The sequence below is a fragment of the Hassallia byssoidea VB512170 genome (assembly GCF_000817785.2).
GTDB classification, from domain to species: domain Bacteria; phylum Cyanobacteriota; class Cyanobacteriia; order Cyanobacteriales; family Nostocaceae; genus Hassallia; species Hassallia carrinoi.
Map to the genome: position 1 here is coordinate 1 of NZ_JTCM02000091.1, position 21,415 is coordinate 21,415.

Here is a 21,415-nt window from a genome sequence, read left to right on the forward strand (position 1 = left end):
CGAATACACCAGCTACACCTAATTGGTGGAAGGGGTGCATCAAGATGTTGTGTTCTGCTTGGAACACAATCATGAAGTTGAAGGTTCCGGAGATACCTAAAGGCATACCGTCAGAGAATGAACCTTGTCCGATTGGGTAGATCAAGAATACTGCGGTTGCTGCTGCTACTGGTGCAGAGAATGCTAGGCAGATCCAAGGACGCATACCTAAGCGGTAGGATAGTTCCCATTCACGTCCTAAGTAGCAGAATACGCCGATTAGGAAGTGGAATACTACCAATTGGTAAGGACCACCGTTGTACAACCACTCGTCTAAGCTAGCTGCTTCCCAAATTGGGTAGAAGTGCAAGCCAATTGCGTTAGAGGAAGGAACAACTGCACCAGAGATGATGTTGTTTCCGTAGATTAAGGAACCTGCAACAGGTTCACGGATACCATCAATGTCTACTGGAGGTGCTGCGATGAACGCAATGATGAAGCAGGTGGTAGCGGCTAGCAAGGTGGGGATCATCAATACGCCGAACCAACCGATGTATAGGCGGTTTTCGGTGGAGGTGATCCAGTTGCAGAACCGTTCCCATACGCTGGCGCTTTCGCGACGCTGTAAGGTTGTGGTCATTTTTTTATGATTGCTGTGAATTTTGAACAATGTATGAGGCAAATTTGTTTTTTGCCTGTATTAATACTTTACATGTTTTTACGGAATTGTGCCATTTATCTCTATTTATAAATTTTTTAATTTTAATAATTTTTACTTATAACTAGATGCAGGATGGATAACACCATCCTTTGAGGTGGTTGAGAATTGAAGCCAGCGGATGCTAGAAATCAAAGTAAATATAGGGCAAACTGCCTTCAGGAGCCAATAACCAAACAGCGTAGAGACATAGTGGCACGAAGAAAAGCTTGACGGGCCAATGGAACTGTAACTTTAAGTTGCGGTTAAAGGCATATACTATAGCCATAAGCGCAGCTAAAATCGTTAGCACCCAAGCGAGTTGGGATTGGCTGAGATTGAGTGCTTCTACATAAACCTTTTCGGCAAACTGTGCGTCTGCGGAATGACCCCAAAGGTGCTGAATTACTAAAGAAGAGTCTTGGAGGTTGGGTAAGCGGAACCAAATCCAAGAGGTGAAAACCATTATTTGAGTCAGCAGCCAAGCTAATACTATACCTATGGGATTTTGCCAGAAGTGTTCGAGATTTTCAAAGCGATCGCTTATTGCATCAGTCAGTCGATGAACCACCAAGGCTAAACCGTGGTAAATACCCCAGACTACATAACCCAAAGCTGCACCATGCCAAATGCCAGCAATTAACATCACAATAAATAAATTCAAGCAGGTGCGATTTAAACCGCGACGAGAACCACCCAAAGGAAAATATATATAGTTACGCAGCCAATCGCCAAGCGTCATGTGCCACCGTCGCCAAAAATCAGCAATATTCGTGCTGAAATAAGGAAAGTCAAAATTCTCTGGCAAAACCAAGCCGAAAAGCAAAGCACTACCACGGGCAATGTCTACATAACCATTAAAATCTAAATACAATTGCAACCCATAGGCAAATGTAGCCAACCATAAATCAGTACTACCTGCCCTTTGCAAATTACCAAAACATAAATCTACAAAAATCCCCAGATGGTCTGCGAAAATACCTTTTTTAACTGCACCCCTAGCAATTAACCATAATCCCTCTGCCACAATATCAAAACTAGGAAATTTCAGCGCACTGAATTGATTTTCTAGCTTGTGAAAGCGAGTAATCGGACCAGAAATCAATTTGGCAAAGAAAAATTTGTAGCTAGCAAACTTGAGAAATTCCCCAGTAGCCGGCGCACCGCGATAAACATCAACTAAATATGCAATGCACTCAAAGGTAAAAAATGAAATACCCAATGGTGCAATTATTTTAAAAGAATCACTTGATGTAGGTAAGTGGAAAACAAACTTAAAGAAAGGTTGCAAATATTTGAAACCTAATAGCAGCAAAACATTTAAAATTACACCCAGCCACAAAATCTTTAAACGGTGACGATTCCAATCTGCTTGAGCAAATTGCCACTCTTCGTCAGAAATTCGCCAATCGAGAGTATGTTCTCCTGGTGAAGTGTTTTCTCCTAACGCCAAACCAAGACGAAAGTTAATAAAAACTAGTGCAAATAATAGCGGTATATATTGAGCTTGCAAAGATGCGTAAAACACCAAGCTAGCAATCAACAATATCCACAGCCGCAATTTTTCTTGTGCTAAAGACCAATAAATCCCCAGCACACTCAGTAAGAATAACCCGTAAAAAATTGATATAAAATTCATTTAATTCAGAATCTATCATCATGAATAAATCATCATTAGTGATTAGTTATTATGAGAAATTTTCTCCTAACAACTAACCACTAACCACTAACCACTAACAACTAACCACTCATCTACTTCATCGTCCAAGGAATCATCGGATCGTTTGCCAGCTTTTTCGAGACTTCGTATGCACCGAAACGGTTAAGATGGCTGGGGTCAGAAAAGTTTTTACTTATCTGGGGAAATAGTTGGCTTAAATCCCGATAAATCAAGCTAGAATTTGCTACCTGACTCGTCATATACTGTTTAAATTCTTGCTCGTATTTGGTGCGTACTGGGTCTAGATAATCTGCCGTTAAGGGCATATTTACAAATACTAGGGAAATTTTATGAGCTTGGGTAAACTCTAGCACTGCTTGAAAGGCGGCATCTTGTTCACCTGCTACTTGAAATGATTTGTAATCGTTGTCGTAACTTCCGGAAACTTTGGGATGTTTTTGATAGTAATTCTTAGGATTGAAGCGGATAGATAAAGGTAAAAATCCATCAAAGTCAACTGCTTGCTGAGAATATTCTTCAGAATTATCAGTTGTTTGTGCTGACGCAGCGGGTTGAGAACTACTAATTATCGGCAAAGATTTGAATTCTTTGTTCAAGAAAGCTTTGAATCGATCGCGCTGTTGATATGTAGCCGAAAGATTAGCTAAAGCTTCATTTAAAGATTGATTAACAGCTTGATAGCTATTGACATCTTGATTTTCGGCTTTTGTTTTTTGTTGTTTTTTGGTTGCCGATTGAACATCATTCGTACTACTAGCTAGTACTTTCTGAATTGCTTGTTGATAACCGGCTGATTCAGCGATCGCTTTAAAGGTTGCATCATCTCGACCGCTGTTAAAAGCACGGGAACCATCTGCCCATATAATAATTTTTGGTAATTCTGATGGCTCTAAAACTCGACGAATGATAAAATCTACTACTTGGGCTGTGGCTCCATTTATACCAAAATTAAACACATCTATATCGCGATAACCCTGAGTCGCCAAAGCTTTGTCAAGTGCTGTGGGGTCTATTCCCCTCAGAGCGCGGGAAGAACCAATAATTAAAACCTTTGGGGGAGTACCATTTTTAGCTAGACGCTGTTTATACAATGCCAGTTGCTCATCTAACTGTCTGGCATTGAAACTGGGCATTTGCGATCGCGCTGCTAATAAAATCGCCGTTGCGGTTGCCTTTGGTCTTGACGAGGTATTATCATCTTTTATAAATCCAGAAGCGTTGAATACAGCATCGCTTTGAGATTTTTTCCCAGAAGTATCGGCAAAAAAGGCAGTTCTTTCATCTTGATTTTCGTCATCTACAGAAGACGATTTCGACGTGACGCTAGCAACTGTTGGTTTCTGTGCAGTCAAAGCAACGATTTGACCTAATATCCAATCGGTTTGCAGGGTAAGCAATAATCCTAGCGTTCCCCAAACCAAAGCGGTTTTTAAACCTTGGTAATCAATGTTTCGCTCGGTAGAATCTTTTTCTATGAATAGCTGCGTTGCCAAAAGACTTTTTCTCGCGGTTGCACCCCAATCTCGAGCTATTTCGGTGACAAAAGTCTGAACTTCCTCGGTTGTTAAATCGGGACGCAAAATTGACTCGCTACTCTCGGAGGGTAAAAGCTCGTTAACGTAGGCAGAAGTGGCTGCAAATTCTGGGGTAGCTTCTGGTACTAAACGTTCGCGTTGCTCAAAATCTACGCCATAATTCCAAAAAGGTTCTTTATTACCAGCACGCCGACCGTACACCCTTACTCCGATTATATTAGGTATTTTTAACTGGCGGACGCACTGAGCAACTTTGGGGGCAACTTTTTTTCTGCCGGGACAAACAGGTGCATCACACATAACGTGTAGCAAGTCACCTTTTGTCAGCAAAAGTACGCGAATACCACCTGTTTTCAAGCGTAAATTTAAATCAGGATTAAGTAAACGCTCTAGTAAAAAATGAATCGCCGGTTCATCACCAGAACTCGCTAATTCCAGAACTGATGAAGCAAGCGCTGGATGTTGAGAAGCGGGTAAATTGAGCCAATCAATCCAATCTAGTTGTTGTCCGGTGGTTTTTTGTCCGTAAACGGTGGCAGCGAGAATTCCTTGAGGAGCGATCGCTTCTAACTGAGGTTCAATTGCATTCAAGCACGTTGTTTTATCTGGGACAATTGCTGAGTCGGTTGAGGTGCAAAATAAATGTAGCGTCGATTCTTTCAAAGAAGCTTGCACCGTAACTTTCAATTCGGACAAGGCTGCACCGACAACAAGAGCGATCGCTTGTATATCTCCCCAACGTGCCCATTCTTTCAACATTACCTCAGGAGGCGTTAAATCTATCCGCAGCAACCACTCCGGCTTGATTTCGCCAACAACTTGCGAAGCGATAACAGCATCTTTATAGCCTACTAGTTTCAAATCCCTTAGTTTCTGAGCTACAGGTTCGGCGATTAAAGATGGATCGGGACTGTAACTCGACTGACAAAATATCCACAGACGATTTTCTTCTAAAGAACCCTTTTCTTGTGGCTTTTGGTTCTTAACCTTGACTTCAACTGACACACCCAAAGTACTCAACGTTTCGCTGAGATAACGAGCGATCGCATCTGGGTGTCCTTGACGTGCCAAACTTTCATTAGAGACAATTATCGCCCCACCAGGTTTGATGCTGGATTTTTCCGCATCTTTAATCAGGGCTTGATTTACCTGTTCTAAATGTCTGTCGAGTTGATTTAAATAAACTCGATGACACCATTCCGGTCGCTTCTCTCCTTTTGTGCGACCATAAACAAATACTTGGTATATTGCAGGTTCCTGGTTTTTTGTCAACATTTCCAAGTCGGTCTGCTGTAACGCTTGCAGCAAGTCCGACAGAGTTTGCCAACGTTGAGGACAATCTCGACCTTCACAAAGAATGTGCAAGTCGTTTCCTCGCAACTGGATTTTCACCCCGAAAGTGTTGATACCTGTTGCTTGGCTGACCCATTGCGCTAAAGATTTATGGCGTTCTAATGATGCTGTTTTCATGCTCAGTAGACTTTACAAAAAGCTAGTTGTTGGGGAATGGGGAATGGGTAATGGGGAATGGGTAATGGGGAATGGGGAATGGGTAACGTACTTTTATAATTTTCACGTTCCCAATTACCAATTACCAATGCCCGATGCCCAATGCCCCATGCCCAATGCCCAATGCCCAATGCCCAATGCCCATTGCCCCATGCCCCATGCTCCATGCCCCAATGCCTTGTAAACTAGAACCATAGATTTATCACAGTTTTAAGTTTTTTTTTAACACTTTTGTTACCCTATAACCTTGCATAATAAACAATAAGAGTTTTGTGAAGCCAGCGACGCTTTGCGTAAATTTTACGTTTGTTCAATTATTCCTTCAATAATCACCTCTAACCGATGCCTTTTATGGATCACTCATCCAATGGATTAAATCTGGGTTTAATTACTATTCCCCAGTCTTTAATGACGCAAACAGGTACAGCGTCTATACTACTGCTGCTTTTAGCACAAAAAGCAAGTCAATCTGCCCTAGAAGCTATGGGACAAGCCAGTGAAGAAATTTTTCGGGGCGATCGCTTACCCATCCTCAACTTCCCAAATGAAGACGAGTTAAGCCGAAGTTAAAGATTATAGTCTGAAATTTCTCACTTCTTGAAGTTAGTGCGATCTGCTGTATGATGACGTGCTAACTTTACAAACCAAGAATTGTCAACAGTAATCGGCTCTACTAAAACAAAAGATATGAGTTCCGTTTTATACTCTTTGGCTCAGGCTGAAAATATCTACCCCGCTTCAGAATTATTTTTGCGCCATCGTCTTCAAGTAGTTGAAGAATTGTGGGAGTCAGTTCTGCGGCAAGAATGCGGTCAAAAGATGGTAGACTTATTGCGGCAGCTACGGGATCTGTGTTCGCCAGAAGGACAAGCCAGAAACGATCAAGCCTCCGAAGTTTTCAATTTGATTGAACAACTCAATATTAACGAAGCCATCCGCGCAGCTCGTGCCTTCGCTTTATATTTCCAGTTGATCAATATTATCGAACAAGACTATGAGCAACGGCAGCAATTAACTCGCTATGAAGTAGAAGCCGGCTCGGTAGAACAAGAAAATCTAGCAAACATCACTTCTTCATCCAACCACGGAGAAAATGATGCACCGCTAAACAGCGGATTGGGAGCGGATATGCTAGCAAAAAGCTGGCGTGTATCTGCCCACGACAAACAAAAAGGAACTTTTGCCACGTTATTTCCTTTATTATTCAAACTGAATGTACCACCGCAGCAAATTCAACGCTTGATTTCTCAGCTGGATGTGCGTTTAGTCTTTACAGCGCACCCTACAGAAATTGTTCGTCATACGATCCGCGATAAACAGCGACAGGTGGTGAACCTGTTACAAAAACTCGATACAATAGAAAACCGCGTTGGAAATACTGGCTCTGGATATCCTTGGGAAGCAGCAGATTTACGCGAACAATTGTTAGAAGAAATTCGCCTGTGGTGGCGTACTGACGAGCTGCATCAGTTCAAACCAAGTGTACTCGATGAAGTAGACTACACGCTGCATTACTTCCAAGAAGTGTTATTTGATGGCATTCCCCAACTGTATAAACGCTTCAAATACGCTTTAGCTAACACCTTTCCTTGGCTAGAACCACCGAGGAAAAACTTTTGCCGATTTGGTTCTTGGGTAGGTTCAGATAGAGATGGAAACCCATCAGTCACACCAGAAACTACCTGGCAAACAGCTTGCTATCAGCGCAAAATGGTGCTAGAGAAATATATTCAGTCAGTCAAGCAGCTGATTGAATTATTGAGCGTGTCGATGCACTGGAGTGATGTTTTACCAGACTTGCTGGAATCTCTAGAATTAGATCAATCGCAGTTAAGCGAAATATATGACGCGCTAGCGCTGCGTTATCGGCAAGAACCGTATCGGTTGAAGCTTTCTTACGTGCATAAAAGGCTGGAAAATACACGCGATCGCAATATAGCTTTATATAACCGGGAAACGCCAAAAAATGAAGACGCGCCAATGTACCGTTCGGGTGGAGAATTTTTAGCAGAGTTGCGATTGATTCAACACAACCTGACAGAAACAGGTTTAAGCTGTCGCGAACTAGATAATCTAATTTGTCAAGTCGAAATTTTTGGCTTTGACTTAACGCAATTGGATATCCGACAAGAATCATCCCGCCATGCTGATGCGCTAAATGAGATTCTCGACTACTTGCAATTATTGCCGCTATCTTACCACGAGCTATCAGAAGCTCAAAGAGTAGCTTGGTTAGTAGGAGAATTGCAAACTCGGCGTCCGTTAATTCCCTCAGAATTGCCATTCTCCGAAAAAACCAACGATGTAATTGAAACTTTCCGCGTAGCGCGATCGCTCCAACAAGAGTTTGGTGTCAATATCTGCCAAACTTATATTATTAGCATGTGCCGCGAAGTTAGCGACGTACTCGAAGTATTACTTTTAGCCAAAGAAGCAAGACTTTTCGATCCAGGTACTGCGATCGGCAGCATCCAAGTAGTTCCCCTATTTGAAACGGTGGAAGACTTGCAACGCTCAAAAAGCGTCATGCGTCAACTGTTTGAACTACCTTTATATCGCGCTTTATTAGCCGGCGGGTATGAAGTAGGGGAGAAGGGAGACAAGGAGACAGGGGGACAAGGGCAACAAGGGGGACAAGGGCAACAAGGGGGAAATTCCTCTTCCTTGTCTTCCCCCTCCCCCCCTCTCCCCCTCCCCCCCTCCTCCCCTCTCACCCCTAACTTGCAAGAAGTCATGCTGGGGTATTCTGACAGCAATAAAGACTCTGGTTTTTTGAGCAGTAACTGGGAAATTCATAAAGCTCAAAAATCATTGCAGAAAATAGCTGAAGATTATGGGGTGAATGTGCGGATTTTCCACGGACGCGGTGGTTCTGTGGGACGTGGTGGGGGACCTGCTTATGAGGCTATTTTGGCGCAACCGGGTCACAGTATTAATGGACGCATCAAGATTACAGAACAGGGTGAAGTTTTGGCTTCCAAATACTCTTTGCAGGATTTGGCTTTGTATCATATGGAAACCATTACTACAGCTGTAATCCAAGCTAGCTTGTTGCGGACAGGGTTTGATGATATTGAACCCTGGAATGAGATTATGGAAGAATTAGCAGCGCGATCGCGTACACATTATCGCTCTTTAATTTACGAGCAACCCGATTTTATCGACTTCTTCCACCAAGTAACGCCAATAGAAGAAATCAGCCAATTACAGATTAGCTCTCGTCCAGCGCGTCGTCCATCTGGTAAGAAAGATTTAAGCAGCCTAAGAGCCATTCCTTGGGTATTTAGTTGGACGCAAACTCGATTTTTGCTACCTTCTTGGTACGGTGTCGGCACAGCTTTACAAGAATTCTTGAATGAAGAACCCGAAGAACACCTAAAATTATTGCGTTACTTTTATGTCAAGTGGCCCTTCTTCAAGATGGTAATTTCCAAGGCAGAAATGACCTTGGCAAAAGTAGACATTCAAATGGCGCAACATTACGTCCAAGAATTGTCGCAACCAGAAGATAAAGCCCGCTTTGACAAGGTGTTTGAGCAAATCGCCAGCGAATTCTATCTGACACGAGATTTGGTGCTGAAAATCACCGACCACAAACGGCTTTTGGATGGCGATCCTGTTTTGCAGCGCTCAGTGCAATTACGGAACGGTACAATTGTGCCGCTAGGCTTTATACAGGTTTCTATCATCAAACGTTTACGGCAGTCAATGACTAATACCACCTCTGGGGTTATTCATTCTCGTTACAGCAAGGGTGAGTTGTTACGGGGGGCATTGTTAACTATAAACGGTATTGCCGCCGGTATGAGAAATACGGGTTAATGTAGTAAGGGCTTCAGCCCTTAAAACCTTAGCTTTGAGCGGTAAACCGCTGACTACAATGACTAAGAACAGAGTTTTAATTTGCACCTTTTTAGCGCTGACTTCAGGATTGGTTGGTGGTTATATTAGCGGGCAAATAACTTTAGCTATCCATAGCCAAAAGTGTCAAAATCAAGGTTGGGTATTAAAGGAAGTTTGTAACGCTTGGGTGACACCAGGAGCAATGTGGCAAGGTAGCACTACCGGACTGTGGACGGGGACAGTTTTAGGGGCATTTGCCGGCGGTTTAGTGACGCGTCAATCTCGTAATTAGTCAAGAGTCAAGAGTCAAAAGTAATTATTTTTGAATGCGTGACTTTTGACAATCTAGTATCAACTATCAGTTGGCGCAAACGGTGTGTGTAAATTACTCAAGGTTTCCCAAGAGTTGGTGGTAGTATCAAAACAGCGCCAATTAACGCCGTCCGGTTCTTGATAGCAAAATAAAGTGCGATCGCGATCGGTCGATTCATCTGTTAAATAATATACCATTCCTCGAAAAGGATAAGTTTTACGACTCAAGCGTTTAGCTACCGCTTGATTAGGACATTCAACGACAAACACTGGTTGTCCATCTAAATAAGCCAAAGAGAAGATGCACATCCGCAAAATCGCTCGCAGCCAGCTTTCCGAATAACCAAAACAATCATCTATTATTTTATTGGTCAGAGCTTTTTCTAAAGCACGCTCTTTTTGATGAGGAGTATGAGATTCAGACATAGCACCACCTATGGCTACACCATTGGTTTGAGATTAAACTAAAAACTCTCAAACTGACAAGCGTATTTGCAAATATTGTGGGGAGTGGGGAGTTGGGAGTGGGGAGGAGCGAGTGCGTTGGTGAGGCAGCGCGGTCATGTTCGTTACCCCCATGAGCGACTGCCGAAAGGGTTCCCCGGCTTGAAGCACCTGGCGTTGGAAAGTTGGGAGTGGGGAATTTTTCTTTTACTACTTCCGATTGCCCACTCACCCTTCGGGTTCGCCAGTCCCCCATCGTGACGGAAACCGCGCCCGTCGGGGGCTGGACTCACCATTCCCCAATACCTAACGCTGGTAAAATATACTTATAGCTTTTAGACTAATTAAATTGCCATGCCTGCTGAAATTAACCCAGGAAATCAAACTACCACAGGTGCCGATGCGATTGATGAAGCGATCGCCCAAGGAATTGATTTTGACGGTTCTCCGATTCCACCAGCCAAATTAGAATTGTACACTGAAGTTATGGCGCTAGAGGCAAATAGACAGCGCAGTGGCGTATCTAATACTATGCGATCGCGCATCGTCCGAATTGGCGCAAAACACATTCCCCAAGCAGAACTCGATAAAAAGCTTGTAGACGCTGGTTTTGCACCTTTGAAAGATAAAGAAATTGCCTTTTTCTACAGCGGAAAATAAGATGGGGGGAGATAGGAGTTATATTATTTCTAACTCCCAACTCCTCGTTCCATCATTATCTTAGAGCTTTCCACTCGTCGCCAATATTATAGACAAGCCTGTACAATTATTGACAAACGTTGAAGTGTATTGCTTTATGTACAAGCAATGCTATAAAGTCAAAAAGTAATCAATCAATTGTGTTTCGGTCGAGCAATGCTTTTATCTATCAAGACCAAGTTAAAACTAAGCGCTGACCAACAAATAATAATGGCTAAACACGCAGGTGTTGCTAGATTTACCTATAACTGGGGTTTAGCCGCTTGGAATAACTTGCAGAAAGATGGATTAAAGCCTAATAAATATATCCTCAAAAAATTCTTTAATAATCAAGTAAAACCTGAATACCTATGGATTAAAGAAAAAGGTATTTGTCAAAAAATTACCCAATATGCTTTTGATAATTTGGGCAATGCTTTTGATAGATATTTTAAAGGATTAGGTCAAAAGCCTAATTTTAAAAAGAAAGGTAGGCATGATAGTTTCACGATAGACGCAGGTGGTAAGCCTATACCAGTTGGAGGTAAATTAATAAAGTTACCTACTATTGGCTGGGTTAAAACTTACGAGGGTCTACCTCATACTACTTGTAAGTCGATAACTATTTCTAGAACTGCCAACTGCTGGTTTATCGCTTTTGCCTATGAGCAAGAATATGAACCTACTTTAAAACAGTATGATGCTGTGGGAGTTGATGTAGGTGTTAAAGAACTAGCAACCTTAAGTACTGGGGTGGTTTTTCCTAACCCGAAAAATTACAAAAAGAACTTACAAAAGCTGAAAAGATTGTCACGAGCTTTTGCTAAAAAAGTTAAAGGGTCTAACAACAGATATAAAGGGAAAATTAAGTTAGCAAGACACCACGCAAAAGTAGCTAATCTGAGAAAGAATACTCTTCATGAAATCACTACTTACTTATGTAAAAACCACGCCAAGATAGTAGTAGAAGATTTAAATATTTCTGGGATGCTAAAAAATCACAAACTAGCTCAAGTAATTGCTGATTGTGGATTTCATGAGTTCAAAAGGCAACTAGAATATAAAGCTAAAAAATTTGGTTGCCAAATCATTGTTGCGGATAGATGGTATCCATCGTCTAAAACCTGCTCTAACTGCGGTCATATTCAACCGATGCCTTTAAAAGAAAGGACATATAACTGCGGTAATTGTAGGCACTCAATAGATAGAGATTTAAACGCAGCAATTAATTTATCGCGTTTGGCTAAAGCGTGAAAGCGAACTTCGGGATAACCGCTCCCATGCTCCCATTGAAGTAAGAAGTAAATGTCTAGACTTGTCTAGGATTTATATAGCAGGCTGACTATAAAAATCGTTTGTCATGTCGAGTAATTCCTGACACTTCATCTATAAGCATAAATGAAGAATGTAAGCTTGTGGAATTTTTAGTATATACTTAGTATATACAACATGATTTAAATTTAAAAAGTGTTGTAAATTAGCTGCCAAAAACAATTGATGTAAATTATGTATTCCCAAGTAGTTTCAAAGTGGGGAAACAGTATTGGTATTCGCCTGCCCAAATATATAGCCGATCAAGTTAACTTAAGGGAAGGTACAAATGTGTCTATCAGTATTTCTGAGGGTAAACTAATCGTCGCGCCTCAAACAAAGAGCTATACCCTAGAAGAATTACTTGAAAAAGTAACGCCAGAAAATCTTCATACAGAGGTAGATACTGGGAGTTGCCTAGGCAGTGAAATCTGGTAACTATTCCTCTTATGTACCTGAGCGAGGGGATATTATTTGGATAGATTTTAACCCCCAAAAAGGTCATGAACAAGCCGAGCGTCGTCCTGCTATTGTTGTATCTCCCGCCAGTTACAACAAAAAAGTAGGGTTGGCGCTAATTTGTCCTATTACTAATCAGCTAAAACAATATCCTTTTGAAGTATTACTTCCTCAAGAAATGCAAACATCAGGAGTAGTTCTTGCAGACCAAGTTAAAAGCTTAGATTGGAAAGCTAGAAACGCCCAATTTAAAGAAAAAGCCTCTAACGATATCACTGAAGATGTAATTGCTAAAATAATGACATTACTTTCTTAATAAAAGTAAAAAATACTCTTTACAAATAATCGCTAAACTGCTCAGGTACTAATCTCAGTTCACCTGATTTGAAGCGATAAATATCTATCCACATTGCTTGATGTTGAGAATTACCAGCTTCAAAAAACACTAACTTTTCTAGTTGATAAAACTTAAAATGAACAAAATCACATTCATAAACTTGAACAATTTCATGACCGGGTTTTCCTTCATAAGTAAATAGATTTTCCAGACAACCCAGATAGCGAATGTTTGTTAATTCCGCTTGGATTTCCTCTTGAAACTCTCTTTGTAGCGCAGCGTGGCTAGTTTCACCAAATTCAATACTACCACCTAAAGCGCGATAGTATTTTTCTTTTTTGACGCTATCGTAATCTTCAGAAACAAAAAGCCTTTCTTTATCTCGAATTAAGCCAAATACTTTTACCCGTATTTTGCCTGTTTGCTTCATAAATACTCTAAAAACTGTTCGGGCACTAACTTTAATTCTCCTGATTTAAAACGACTAATTTCTACCCAAAGCGCTGTTTTTTGTCTTTCACCTTCAGCAAAGACTAAATTTTCCAGTTGATAAAACTTGGGATCGACAAAATCGCATTGATATATTTGCAAGATTTCGTGACCTTGTTTACCGTTGAAAGTGAAGAGATTTTCTATACAACCCAAGTAATGAATGTTGGTTAATTCCGCTTGAATTTCTTCTTGAAATTCTCGCTGAAGTGCTTCAAAACTGGTTTCCCCAAAGTCAACACCACCACCCATTGCGCGGTAAAAAGTTTGCTGCTTAACTGGATCGTAGCCTTCAGAAATAAAAGTACGATCGCCTTTTTTAATTAGTCCCAAAGCTAAAACGCGAATTTCACCTGGTTTATGCATTGTTATTCGGAAAAATTAATTATTATGCGTAAAATGATGACTCTCGCTATCTTCCACAGACCAATCGTCATTTTCGCCGCCGATATATAATTGCTCAATGGTGACATATTCCTCACTCAATTGCGTGAGAGAATTGATTAAAATATCGAGAGCGATCGCATCACTAGTTCCCAAATCAAACCAACAACGCGCCCAAGTTCCCTGATATTCAAACTCACCCATATTATGCATCAGCGCTAACAAGCTTTTGTCATAACCTTCAGAGTCATAATTCATATAACTCAAATCAAGTCCCGTTTCCTGTACTTGAAGATTTTCGGCATTAAATGCACCTAATTTGCCTAAATAAAACCAAGAATTGAAAACTTCTTCAACATACTGCTTTTCTCGTTCAGAAGGAATTGTAGTAAAACTTAGCCAAATCCAAACATCAAAAGGATTAAATTCGCGAAATTGTATATGCATTTAAAGTTGGGAATGGGGAATGGGGAATGGGGAATGGGGAGTGGGGAATGGGGAATGGGGAGTGGGGAGTGGGGAGTGGGGAATGGGGAGTGGGGAATGGGGAGTGGAAAATGGGGAATGGGGAAAAGCCTAATTACCAATTACCAATTACCAATTACCAATTCCCTATTACCAATTGCCGAATTAGCTTCCAGTATTATTCAAACGGTTTGTAGCACTACGACGTTCGCGTTCAATCTGTTTAACTAAACCAGCTGGAAGTTGGGATTTTTTTGCTAGCGCTTTGTCAAAATTAGCGATCGCTTCTTGTATCATTGGCTTGCTTTTTTCTTTTTTCCCCTGTTCTTGGAGGATTTGCCCTTTTAGATAATACATCTCCGGGTTATCAGATGTCATTTTCAAGGCTCGATTTGCATACTCAAGTGCTTGAGAGTACTGTTTTAAGTCACGGTAAGCCAGAGCTACACCGCGATTGGCTAAATATTGAGGACTTGCATTTTTTTCTAAGCGTTCAATCGCTTGCTCTGGATTGGCAAAAGGCAAATTGACAGCTAGCATCAAATCCATGTAGCCCTTAATTAAATTCAGTTCTGGATCGTTGGCAGAAACGGCTTCCGCTTTGTCTAAATATTGATAAACTTGTCGCAACCGAGTTAAAGCTTGCGGTGCCCCGCTAACTGTACCCTGACGCTGGAGAATTACCGCACCTTCTAAAAAATGACCGACAGCAGCGTATAAATTGCCACGTAATGGGTCGGTAGCAATCAGATTTTGTCCGGTTTGCAGTGTTTTCTTACTGTATGTGTCTAAAGCAGACGAATCTTTATTAACGTATGCTAAAGATGCCTTCATCGCATAAGCTAGTGGTTCATTTGGCTCACTAGATTCGGCTTGTTGTAAGTAAAGCTCTGCCTCTTTGTAGTTACCTTGTTGGAAAATTGCCTTAAAAGCTGCTTCTGTCTTGTCGCCAATTTTCCTTTGGTCGTTAGTACGAAAAGGATCGGCAGCTAAAGATGGATTTAGCCACATCAGGGCGATCGCTACTGCAAAACTTGCTTGAGCCAGCCTACCAAGTAAGGATGACACTATTTTTTGAGGAGCATAAAACCATTCAGTCATTGTTCACCTCAGAGTAATTACGCTTGAAAAAGTTCTATTTGTTACTTAAAATGCTGTAAATGGTTACTTGCGCTTTCGCGTGAAAAATTTTATACACAATTTCACCTTGGTAACTTTTCCAAGTTTCCATGCTTGTTATAGCTATTGACCAAGGGTAAGTCTGCCACAATAAAGAAAAGTACACTTCGGTAAGAAGATGGATTTTTCTTGCTCCTAGATTATTTTTTTTAGGTAGGTAATTAATTGAAGAAAATTTTCGGAATTTTTTAGTTGCTCTTAGTGTAGTTAATCAGTAATTTGCTGACTTTTTGGTAATCTTAACAAATGCTCTATCTCAGAAATCTAATTTATCACCCCACAGCTTGCCCAACACCAATTCTCAAATCACTCAATTTGGACTTACCAGCGCAACAACTAGGTTTAATTATTGGTCCAAGTGGTTCCGGCAAAAGTACCTTACTAGAAATTTTATCAGGATTAGCCGAACCGACATCTGGCGGAGTCTTATGGCGCGAACAAGTACTTATAGCCGAACAATTACAACAATTAGCCGGATTGGTGTTTCAGTTTCCAGAGCGGCATTTTTGCGGTGGTACTATTTTAGAAGAATTGCGCTTGGGGCATCCAGAACTAGGGTCAGAGCGAGTTAGACAAGCACTTACTGAAGTCGGATTAGAGCATTTATCTCTAAGTACACCACCTCATGCTTTAAGTGGAGGTCAGCAGCGACGTTTGGCTTTAGCGGTGCAGTTGATTCGCCAACCACACGTTCTGCTGCTGGACGAACCAACAGCGGGCTTAGATTGGTCAATGCGTCGGCAATTGGTAAACTTATTAGCGAAACTGAAGCAACATTGGACACTGTTAGTGGTGACACATGATGCTGGGGATATGTTAGCGATCGCTGACAGTTGTTGGACACTCAACCACGGTGAACTAAAATCAGTTGACCCAACGTCGTTAGCCGCAAAAGTCAAAGAACCTCAACCGATGGCATAAAAAGACTGGGGACTGTTTTCAAATTAACCGACACCCTGTAGAGACGTGACAATGGAACGTCTCTACAATCGTGTACTTTGCGAAAAATCCTTCTGTGAGGGGCGATACCCCTAATTTGCTCTTGTGGCATCTTTCAGCCTGAGGGCTAATAAATAGTCAAGTGTGAAATTTTAAATAAATTCAATATAAAATCAAATATTTAAAATGTAAAATCACGATGGTAGCCTTAACACCTAATTCGAGTTTTAGTTTGACGATTCGTTTAGAAATTCCTAACCGTGTAGGAATGTTGGCATCAGTCACACAAGCGATCGCAACCTGTGGGGGTAATCTCGGTCAAATTGATTTAATCGAGCAAACGCGCTCGTTTTCCACCCGCGATATCACTGTAGATGCAGCTAGCACCGAACACGCGGAAACGATTGTCCAAGCGGTAAAAGCTTTACCAGACATTAAGGTGCTGAATGTCTATGACCGCACGTTTAATTTACATCGCGGTGGGAAAATCAGCATTGCTAGCAGAATTCCTCTCAAAAGCGTCTCTGACCTAGCAATGGCTTACACGCCTGGAGTTGGTAGAATTTGTACAGCGATCGCCCAAAATCCCGAAGAAGTTTACAACTTAACTATCAAAAAAAATACTGTCGCGATTGTTACAGATGGTAGTGCTGTTTTAGGTTTGGGTAATCTCGGTCCCGATGCGGCTCTGCCAGTCATGGAAGGAAAAGCGATGCTGTTTAAAGAATTTGCAGGCATCGATGCTTTCCCGATTTGCCTTGCAACTCAAGATACAGATGAAATCGTCCGTACAGTAAAAAATCTCGCTCCGGTTTTTGGGGGAGTGAATTTAGAGGATATCGCTGCTCCTCGCTGCTTTGAAATAGAACGAAGACTGCGAAGCGAGTTAGATATCCCCGTTTTTCACGACGATCAGCATGGTACGGCAATTGTCACTTTAGCAGCGTTATTTAACGCTCTCAAGTTAGTACATAAGTCAATGGCGGAAATCCGTATTGTAATTAATGGTGCGGGTGCTGCTGGAGTTGCGATCGCTCGCTTACTTCGCAAAGCCGGTGCGGAAAAAATCTGGATGTGCGATTCAAAAGGCATTATCTCTACTAGTCGCACCGACTTAACCGAGGAAAAGCGGGAATTTGCTGTGAAAGCGCAGGGTACTTTAGCTGGTGCAATGCAAGGTGCAGACGTCTTTATCGGTGTCAGCGCCCCCGGAGTTTTGACACCAGAAATGGTACAATCAATGGCGAAAGATGCGATCGTCTTTGCAATGGCAAATCCGATTCCGGAAATTCAGCCAGAATTGGTCAGTAAAGATGTTGCTGTCATCGCTACCGGACGCAGTGACTATCCAAACCAAATTAATAACGTTCTGGCGTTTCCTGGAGTGTTTCGTGGTGCTTTAGATTGTCGAGCAGGAACGATTTCCATCAGAATGTATCTGGAAGCGGCTAGTGCGATCGCTTCTTTGGTTAAACCTTCAGATTTGAATCGCGAACATATTATACCTTCAGTCTTTGATGAGCGTGTTGTCACCGCTGTTGCTGCTGCTGTGCAACGTGCAGCGCGTGAAGAAGGTATCGCTCAAAGTTAAATAACAGTTCATTTGGTTTTAACTACAGATAAATACAGATCAATTTGATACATCTGTACTTATCTGTGGTTTAAATAAAGTTTACCAAATTAAGCCGCAATATCTCTCGCGTGAAGTCACAGGAATATCCGATCCAAGCGTCATTCAAAAATTTGCCCGTTTGATACTCTTTAGTGATTCCAGAACCACCGAGAATCTCGACTGCTGTTTGTGCGTTCTTAATTGCCACATCCACCGCAAACGTCTTGGCTGCCGGTGCTTTAACCGTCGCGGCAAGTTGAGGATCGGTGTCTGCTGCGATCGCTGCGTCCCATACCATCAATCGTGCAGCCTGCGTATTCACCATCATCTCAGCTAGCTTTAAAGCTACAGCTTGATGCTCAATAATCGGACGACCCCAGCTTACCCGCTGCTTGGCGTAATTAAGCGCGTATTCATACGCTGCACGAGCCAAACCCACATGACTAGCTGCCAGTCCGATAGACACTTCAGGAAGCAACATCAAAAGCGCACCAGCTTGTCCCTCTTGCCCAATCAGATTTTCCGCAGACACCCGCACGTTGTCGAGGTAGATTTCAGTGTGATGAGAAGGTTTCCAGCCAATCATCTGAGTTCTCTTGCCGAACTTCAGACCCGGTGTATCAGCCGGCACGTAGAACATGGACATGCTCTCTCGCATCGGTTTGTCTAAAGATGTGCGTGCCATGATAAAATATGCATCGGCGATCCCAGCATTTGTGATTAACCCCGACTTATTGCCGTTGAGGACGTAGCGATCGCCATCTGAACAAGCAAATGTCTTCATTCCAATTTGGGGATCGGGTGCGGGACAAAAGAGATCCGAGCTTGCCACGTTTGGCTCACTTTCTGCGACACTGAACAGATGAGGCTCAGACGAGCTTACAGACGACAACATCCGCTTTCGCTGTTCTTCAGTTCCGGCTCTGGTAAGGAAAAGGGACATGCTCGCGGTAAGATTGAAGTAGCTACAGGCAATGCTGACATCGGCAACGCCGAGTTCTTCCTGAACCAAAACCAAATCTATACACTTTCCACCCATACCACCGTATTCTTGTGGAAGCAGCAAAGACGTAAATCCTAAATCGGCTCCTTTGCGAAATACGCCTTGACAAAAATCCCAAGGTATGATATTGGGGTCGTTAGATTCGTCAATTATCTTGGCGATCGGCTTAATCTCGCTTTCGGCAAAGTCACGCGCTGTCTTCTGCAACAAAAGTTGTTCTTGAGTCAGGCTGAAGTCGATCATAATTTGCTTATTCTTCGTTGGATGTTCAAGGACTCGATAACTTGGAATAGTTCGCTATATAACTGCGACTATATCGAAAATATACCGTCTCGTTTACGATTTAGTCACCCTTGAGACTTGTTATTAGATGATTTAACCGATGCTGTTAAATCATCTGCTACATCCGCTGCACGTCTTTGCGTAGTTTTATTCTGCGTTGACAAATTCTAAATAATCGTTGCTGAGTTCTTTCACTGCCAACTCATAAAATTGCTTACCGTGTTCTGGTGTCGCTAAGGCAGGATTTGAACCCATGCGTCCATCTGGGTAATGTTGACGAAAGTTAGCCGCACCATAAATTCTATGTCCGGTTCCCACTTCTGTTGACAAAGGTGCTTGCTTAATCGCTTCTGGATAAACGTACTGGGTCAAAGCTACTTCACTCGGCGTTGCGTGAGAGCCTTCTTGATTGCCGTATAATTCTTTAGCTAGTTTATATACAGAACCGCACATAAACCAGTTTGCAACTTGACATTGCACTTTTTCGGCATTGGCTATCTGCAAATCTTCCAAGTGCGCGTAAGTTTCAGAAAAAGCAGCTTTCAGGGTGGCGATATTTCCGCCGTGTCCGTTGATAAAATAGAACTTGGTAAAACCAGCTTTAGTTAAACAAGTTACATACTCTTTTACCAGCAAAATCAAAGTGCTGGGACGCAAACTGATTGTACCGGGGAAAGCGGTGTGATGCAGCGCCATGCCGACATTGATTGTCGGACCGACTAATGCTTGAGTTGCTTCACCAACACCACGAGCGATCGCTTCTGCACAAATCGCATCAGTCCCAATTAATCCTGTTGGTCCATGTTGTTCGGTGGAACCTATAGGAAGGATTATACCACGAGACTGCTGTAAATAAGCTTCAACTTCCTGCCATGTACTCAAATGTAATAACATCTTTTTTCAGAATCCCGATCAAAATTGCTGTGGGAGCATCTTTATTATGAGATGTTTGAAGAATACGTTTTAACGTAGTAACGGCTTTAGCCGTTAAAATTATATTTGAGCGGTAAACCGCTCACTACGTTCTTTATTTAAATAAAGCGACAAAAAACTCTTAGCTATCAAATGCGCGGTGTGAAGAGAAGAAAAAATTGTTTGGAGACTGCTATGATATCGAACTTGTCAATTAGTTCAATTTGTGATATATCTAGCTGTCTTTTATAGCGTTTTAGCTAAAAGCTAATTGCTTGATTCTTGACTAATCAAAGAAATAATGTTTTTTCACGTCGCTGGTAATTTCCCATGTACACGACATTCCGGCTGGAAAAATTACTAAATCACCCTGACCCATTTTTACTGGTTGTCCCCCATCAGGGGTAACTATGACATTACCTGCTAAAAAGTAACAAGTTTCTTGAGAATCATAAGTCCAGGGAAATTTTGAGATTTCTTTTTCCCAAATGTCCCATGCGAACACACCTAAGTTGTGCAAATGTTCTTGACTAGGTTGATGCTCAATTTTAATTTCCATCTTGCGTTAATCGTAATTACAATCAGCAGTAAGACTGGATGTCTTCACCACATTGATCTACTAGATAGCACAAAGCGCGAAAACGCAAGCCGACAAACTGATCGTAAAGAGGATTCAGCTTGCACATCGGTGGAATATGAGCTATTTTGCGACCAAAGAGCATTATATCGCGCTCGAAGGGACATTGTGCGGGAATTAGTTTAGCAATAAATTTCGCTAATTTCCGATTTTGAATCTCTAAAGAATCAAGCCATTGACGTAATGGTTGCAGGAAATCTGGTTTAGGTTGAGCGAATTGACTTTTGATTTCTGTCTTTTTGATTTCTTCTGCGGAGTTAACAAAAGCAGAGAAAATGATCCGTCGATTGTTTGTTCTGAGCATATTCTTAACTAAGATTTTCCTGGTTTTGATGATTCTGCCAATGGTTGCGTATTACTACGCTAGCTATTTTCGCCATTTGAATTGTGTTTTAAATACAATTATGGCAAAAAAGAATGAATTGATTTACACGAATGATATGATAATCAAATTGTGTAATCAATTGATATTTAAACTCACCCTCCAGATTTAGAACTGTCCCGTTAAATACAAAATAACAAAGAAATTATAAAATTGGTATTCTTTTAAATTATTAGTCTATTAAGCGCTGCTGTTAGGTATGTGGTTTGATAATTTCAATGTAAATGAATTAGCCGAAAATTAAACAGTATCTTGAGATGTACTTTTTCTTGCCTTAACGCGGTTTTCCTCTGACTAAAGCCAGATTTCACCTGACGATAGCCTGGAAAGTAACTCATTTTAGGCT

General features: G+C 41.7%; 23 protein-coding genes. 9 read left to right on the top strand and 14 right to left on the bottom strand.

The genetic code is table 11. From position 1 onward, the window contains the following. The 4 genes from PI95_RS26530 to PI95_RS26545 form a co-directional block, all read right to left on the bottom strand. Nucleotides 1-619: photosynthetic reaction center family protein (locus PI95_RS26530; RefSeq protein ID WP_507236769.1), on the bottom strand; the 619-nt coding region annotated here is incomplete at its 3' end. A gap of 202 nt (nt 620-821) precedes the next feature. Beyond that, entirely contained in the window at nt 822-2,315 is a 1,494-nt protein-coding gene (locus PI95_RS26535) for an MBOAT family O-acyltransferase (protein ID WP_039743497.1), read from the bottom strand. Between the two features lie 113 nt (nt 2,316-2,428). Then, nucleotides 2,429-5,362 carry an SGNH/GDSL hydrolase family protein gene (locus tag PI95_RS26540; protein ID WP_039743490.1) on the bottom strand — a complete coding sequence of 978 codons (2,934 nt, stop codon included), beginning with the start codon at nt 5,360-5,362 and terminating at the stop codon, nt 2,429-2,431. Between the two features lie 2 nt (nt 5,363-5,364). Continuing rightward, complete coding sequence (locus tag PI95_RS26545; RefSeq protein ID WP_163519218.1) at nt 5,365-5,568, bottom strand: hypothetical protein; 204 nt, start codon at nt 5,566-5,568, stop codon at nt 5,365-5,367. 184 nt (nt 5,569-5,752) lie between these two features. On the opposite strand from PI95_RS26545, the gene PI95_RS26550 reads away from it, so the two are divergent. The 3 genes from PI95_RS26550 (at nt 5,753) to PI95_RS26560 (ending at nt 9,536) form a co-directional block, all read left to right on the top strand. Then, nucleotides 5,753-5,971: a hypothetical protein gene (locus PI95_RS26550; protein WP_236117205.1), complete on the top strand. Its 219-nt coding sequence runs from the start codon at nt 5,753-5,755 to the stop codon at nt 5,969-5,971. Between the two features lie 117 nt (nt 5,972-6,088). Continuing rightward, nucleotides 6,089-9,223, top strand: a complete 3,135-nt coding sequence (locus PI95_RS26555; protein ID WP_163519219.1) for a phosphoenolpyruvate carboxylase — start codon at nt 6,089-6,091, stop codon at nt 9,221-9,223. A 58-nt stretch (nt 9,224-9,281) separates the two neighbouring features. Continuing rightward, nucleotides 9,282-9,536, top strand: a complete 255-nt coding sequence (locus PI95_RS26560) for a hypothetical protein (RefSeq protein WP_039743483.1) — start codon at nt 9,282-9,284, stop codon at nt 9,534-9,536. Nucleotides 9,537-9,595: 59 nt separating this feature from the next. On the opposite strand, the gene PI95_RS26565 is transcribed toward PI95_RS26560, so the two are convergent. Then, entirely contained in the window at nt 9,596-9,982 is a 387-nt protein-coding gene (locus PI95_RS26565; protein WP_039743480.1) for a hypothetical protein, read from the bottom strand. A gap of 143 nt (nt 9,983-10,125) precedes the next feature. Further along, complete coding sequence (locus tag PI95_RS26570; RefSeq protein WP_163519220.1) at nt 10,126-10,296, bottom strand: hypothetical protein; 171 nt, start codon at nt 10,294-10,296, stop codon at nt 10,126-10,128. Nucleotides 10,297-10,354: 58 nt separating this feature from the next. Between PI95_RS26570 and PI95_RS26575 the strand changes: the two genes are divergently transcribed. From PI95_RS26575 to mazF, 4 genes are all read left to right on the top strand, one after another. Continuing rightward, entirely contained in the window at nt 10,355-10,660 is a 306-nt protein-coding gene (locus tag PI95_RS26575; RefSeq protein WP_039743478.1) for a small RNA NsiR4-regulated ssr1528 family protein, read from the top strand. A gap of 195 nt (nt 10,661-10,855) precedes the next feature. Continuing rightward, nucleotides 10,856-11,932, top strand: a complete 1,077-nt coding sequence (locus tag PI95_RS26580) for an RNA-guided endonuclease InsQ/TnpB family protein (RefSeq protein ID WP_039743477.1) — start codon at nt 10,856-10,858, stop codon at nt 11,930-11,932. Nucleotides 11,933-12,184: 252 nt separating this feature from the next. Continuing rightward, a complete protein-coding gene (locus PI95_RS26585; RefSeq protein WP_039743475.1) occupies nt 12,185-12,427 on the top strand; it encodes an AbrB/MazE/SpoVT family DNA-binding domain-containing protein in 243 nt (80 codons plus the stop codon). Further along, a complete protein-coding gene (gene mazF / locus PI95_RS26590; protein ID WP_039743473.1) occupies nt 12,414-12,764 on the top strand; it encodes an endoribonuclease MazF in 351 nt (116 codons plus the stop codon). Before PI95_RS26585 ends, mazF begins: the two co-directional genes overlap by 14 nt. 19 nt (nt 12,765-12,783) lie before the next feature. Here the strand turns inward: mazF and PI95_RS26595 are convergent, their stop codons facing one another. From PI95_RS26595 to PI95_RS26610, 4 genes are all read right to left on the bottom strand, one after another. Continuing rightward, on the bottom strand, nt 12,784-13,215 hold the full coding sequence (locus PI95_RS26595) for an NUDIX hydrolase (RefSeq protein WP_039743472.1): 432 nt from the start codon (nt 13,213-13,215) through the stop codon (nt 12,784-12,786). Then, nucleotides 13,212-13,640 carry an NUDIX hydrolase gene (locus tag PI95_RS26600; RefSeq protein WP_039743470.1) on the bottom strand — a complete coding sequence of 143 codons (429 nt, stop codon included), beginning with the start codon at nt 13,638-13,640 and terminating at the stop codon, nt 13,212-13,214. Before PI95_RS26600 ends, PI95_RS26595 begins: the two co-directional genes overlap by 4 nt. A 15-nt stretch (nt 13,641-13,655) precedes the next feature. Next, nucleotides 13,656-14,105 (bottom strand): DUF3531 family protein, encoded by a 450-nt coding sequence (locus PI95_RS26605; RefSeq protein ID WP_039743468.1) that lies wholly within the window; start codon nt 14,103-14,105, stop codon nt 13,656-13,658. A gap of 183 nt (nt 14,106-14,288) precedes the next feature. Then, complete coding sequence (locus tag PI95_RS26610; RefSeq protein WP_039743463.1) at nt 14,289-15,224, bottom strand: Sll0314/Alr1548 family TPR repeat-containing protein; 936 nt, start codon at nt 15,222-15,224, stop codon at nt 14,289-14,291. A gap of 324 nt (nt 15,225-15,548) precedes the next feature. On the opposite strand from PI95_RS26610, the gene PI95_RS26615 reads away from it, so the two are divergent. Further along, the gene (locus PI95_RS26615) at nt 15,549-16,223 is read left to right on the top strand and encodes an ABC transporter ATP-binding protein (RefSeq protein WP_039743461.1); all 675 of its coding nucleotides are present in this window, start codon (nt 15,549-15,551) and stop codon (nt 16,221-16,223) included. Nucleotides 16,224-16,440: 217 nt separating this feature from the next. Further along, nucleotides 16,441-17,832, top strand: a complete 1,392-nt coding sequence (locus tag PI95_RS26620) for a malic enzyme-like NAD(P)-binding protein (RefSeq protein WP_039743460.1) — start codon at nt 16,441-16,443, stop codon at nt 17,830-17,832. Between the two features lie 70 nt (nt 17,833-17,902). On the opposite strand, the gene PI95_RS26625 is transcribed toward PI95_RS26620, so the two are convergent. The 4 genes from PI95_RS26625 to PI95_RS26640 form a co-directional block, all read right to left on the bottom strand. Beyond that, a complete protein-coding gene (locus PI95_RS26625; RefSeq protein ID WP_039743457.1) occupies nt 17,903-19,099 on the bottom strand; it encodes an acyl-CoA dehydrogenase family protein in 1,197 nt (398 codons plus the stop codon). A gap of 186 nt (nt 19,100-19,285) precedes the next feature. Beyond that, a complete protein-coding gene (locus PI95_RS26630; RefSeq protein ID WP_039743455.1) occupies nt 19,286-20,032 on the bottom strand; it encodes a creatininase family protein in 747 nt (248 codons plus the stop codon). Nucleotides 20,033-20,336: 304 nt separating this feature from the next. After that, entirely contained in the window at nt 20,337-20,609 is a 273-nt protein-coding gene (locus PI95_RS26635; protein ID WP_039743453.1) for a cupin domain-containing protein, read from the bottom strand. 22 nt (nt 20,610-20,631) lie between these two features. Then, the gene (locus PI95_RS26640) at nt 20,632-20,991 is read right to left on the bottom strand and encodes a Mo-dependent nitrogenase C-terminal domain-containing protein (RefSeq protein ID WP_039743451.1); all 360 of its coding nucleotides are present in this window, start codon (nt 20,989-20,991) and stop codon (nt 20,632-20,634) included. Nucleotides 20,992-21,415 lie beyond the last annotated feature (424 nt).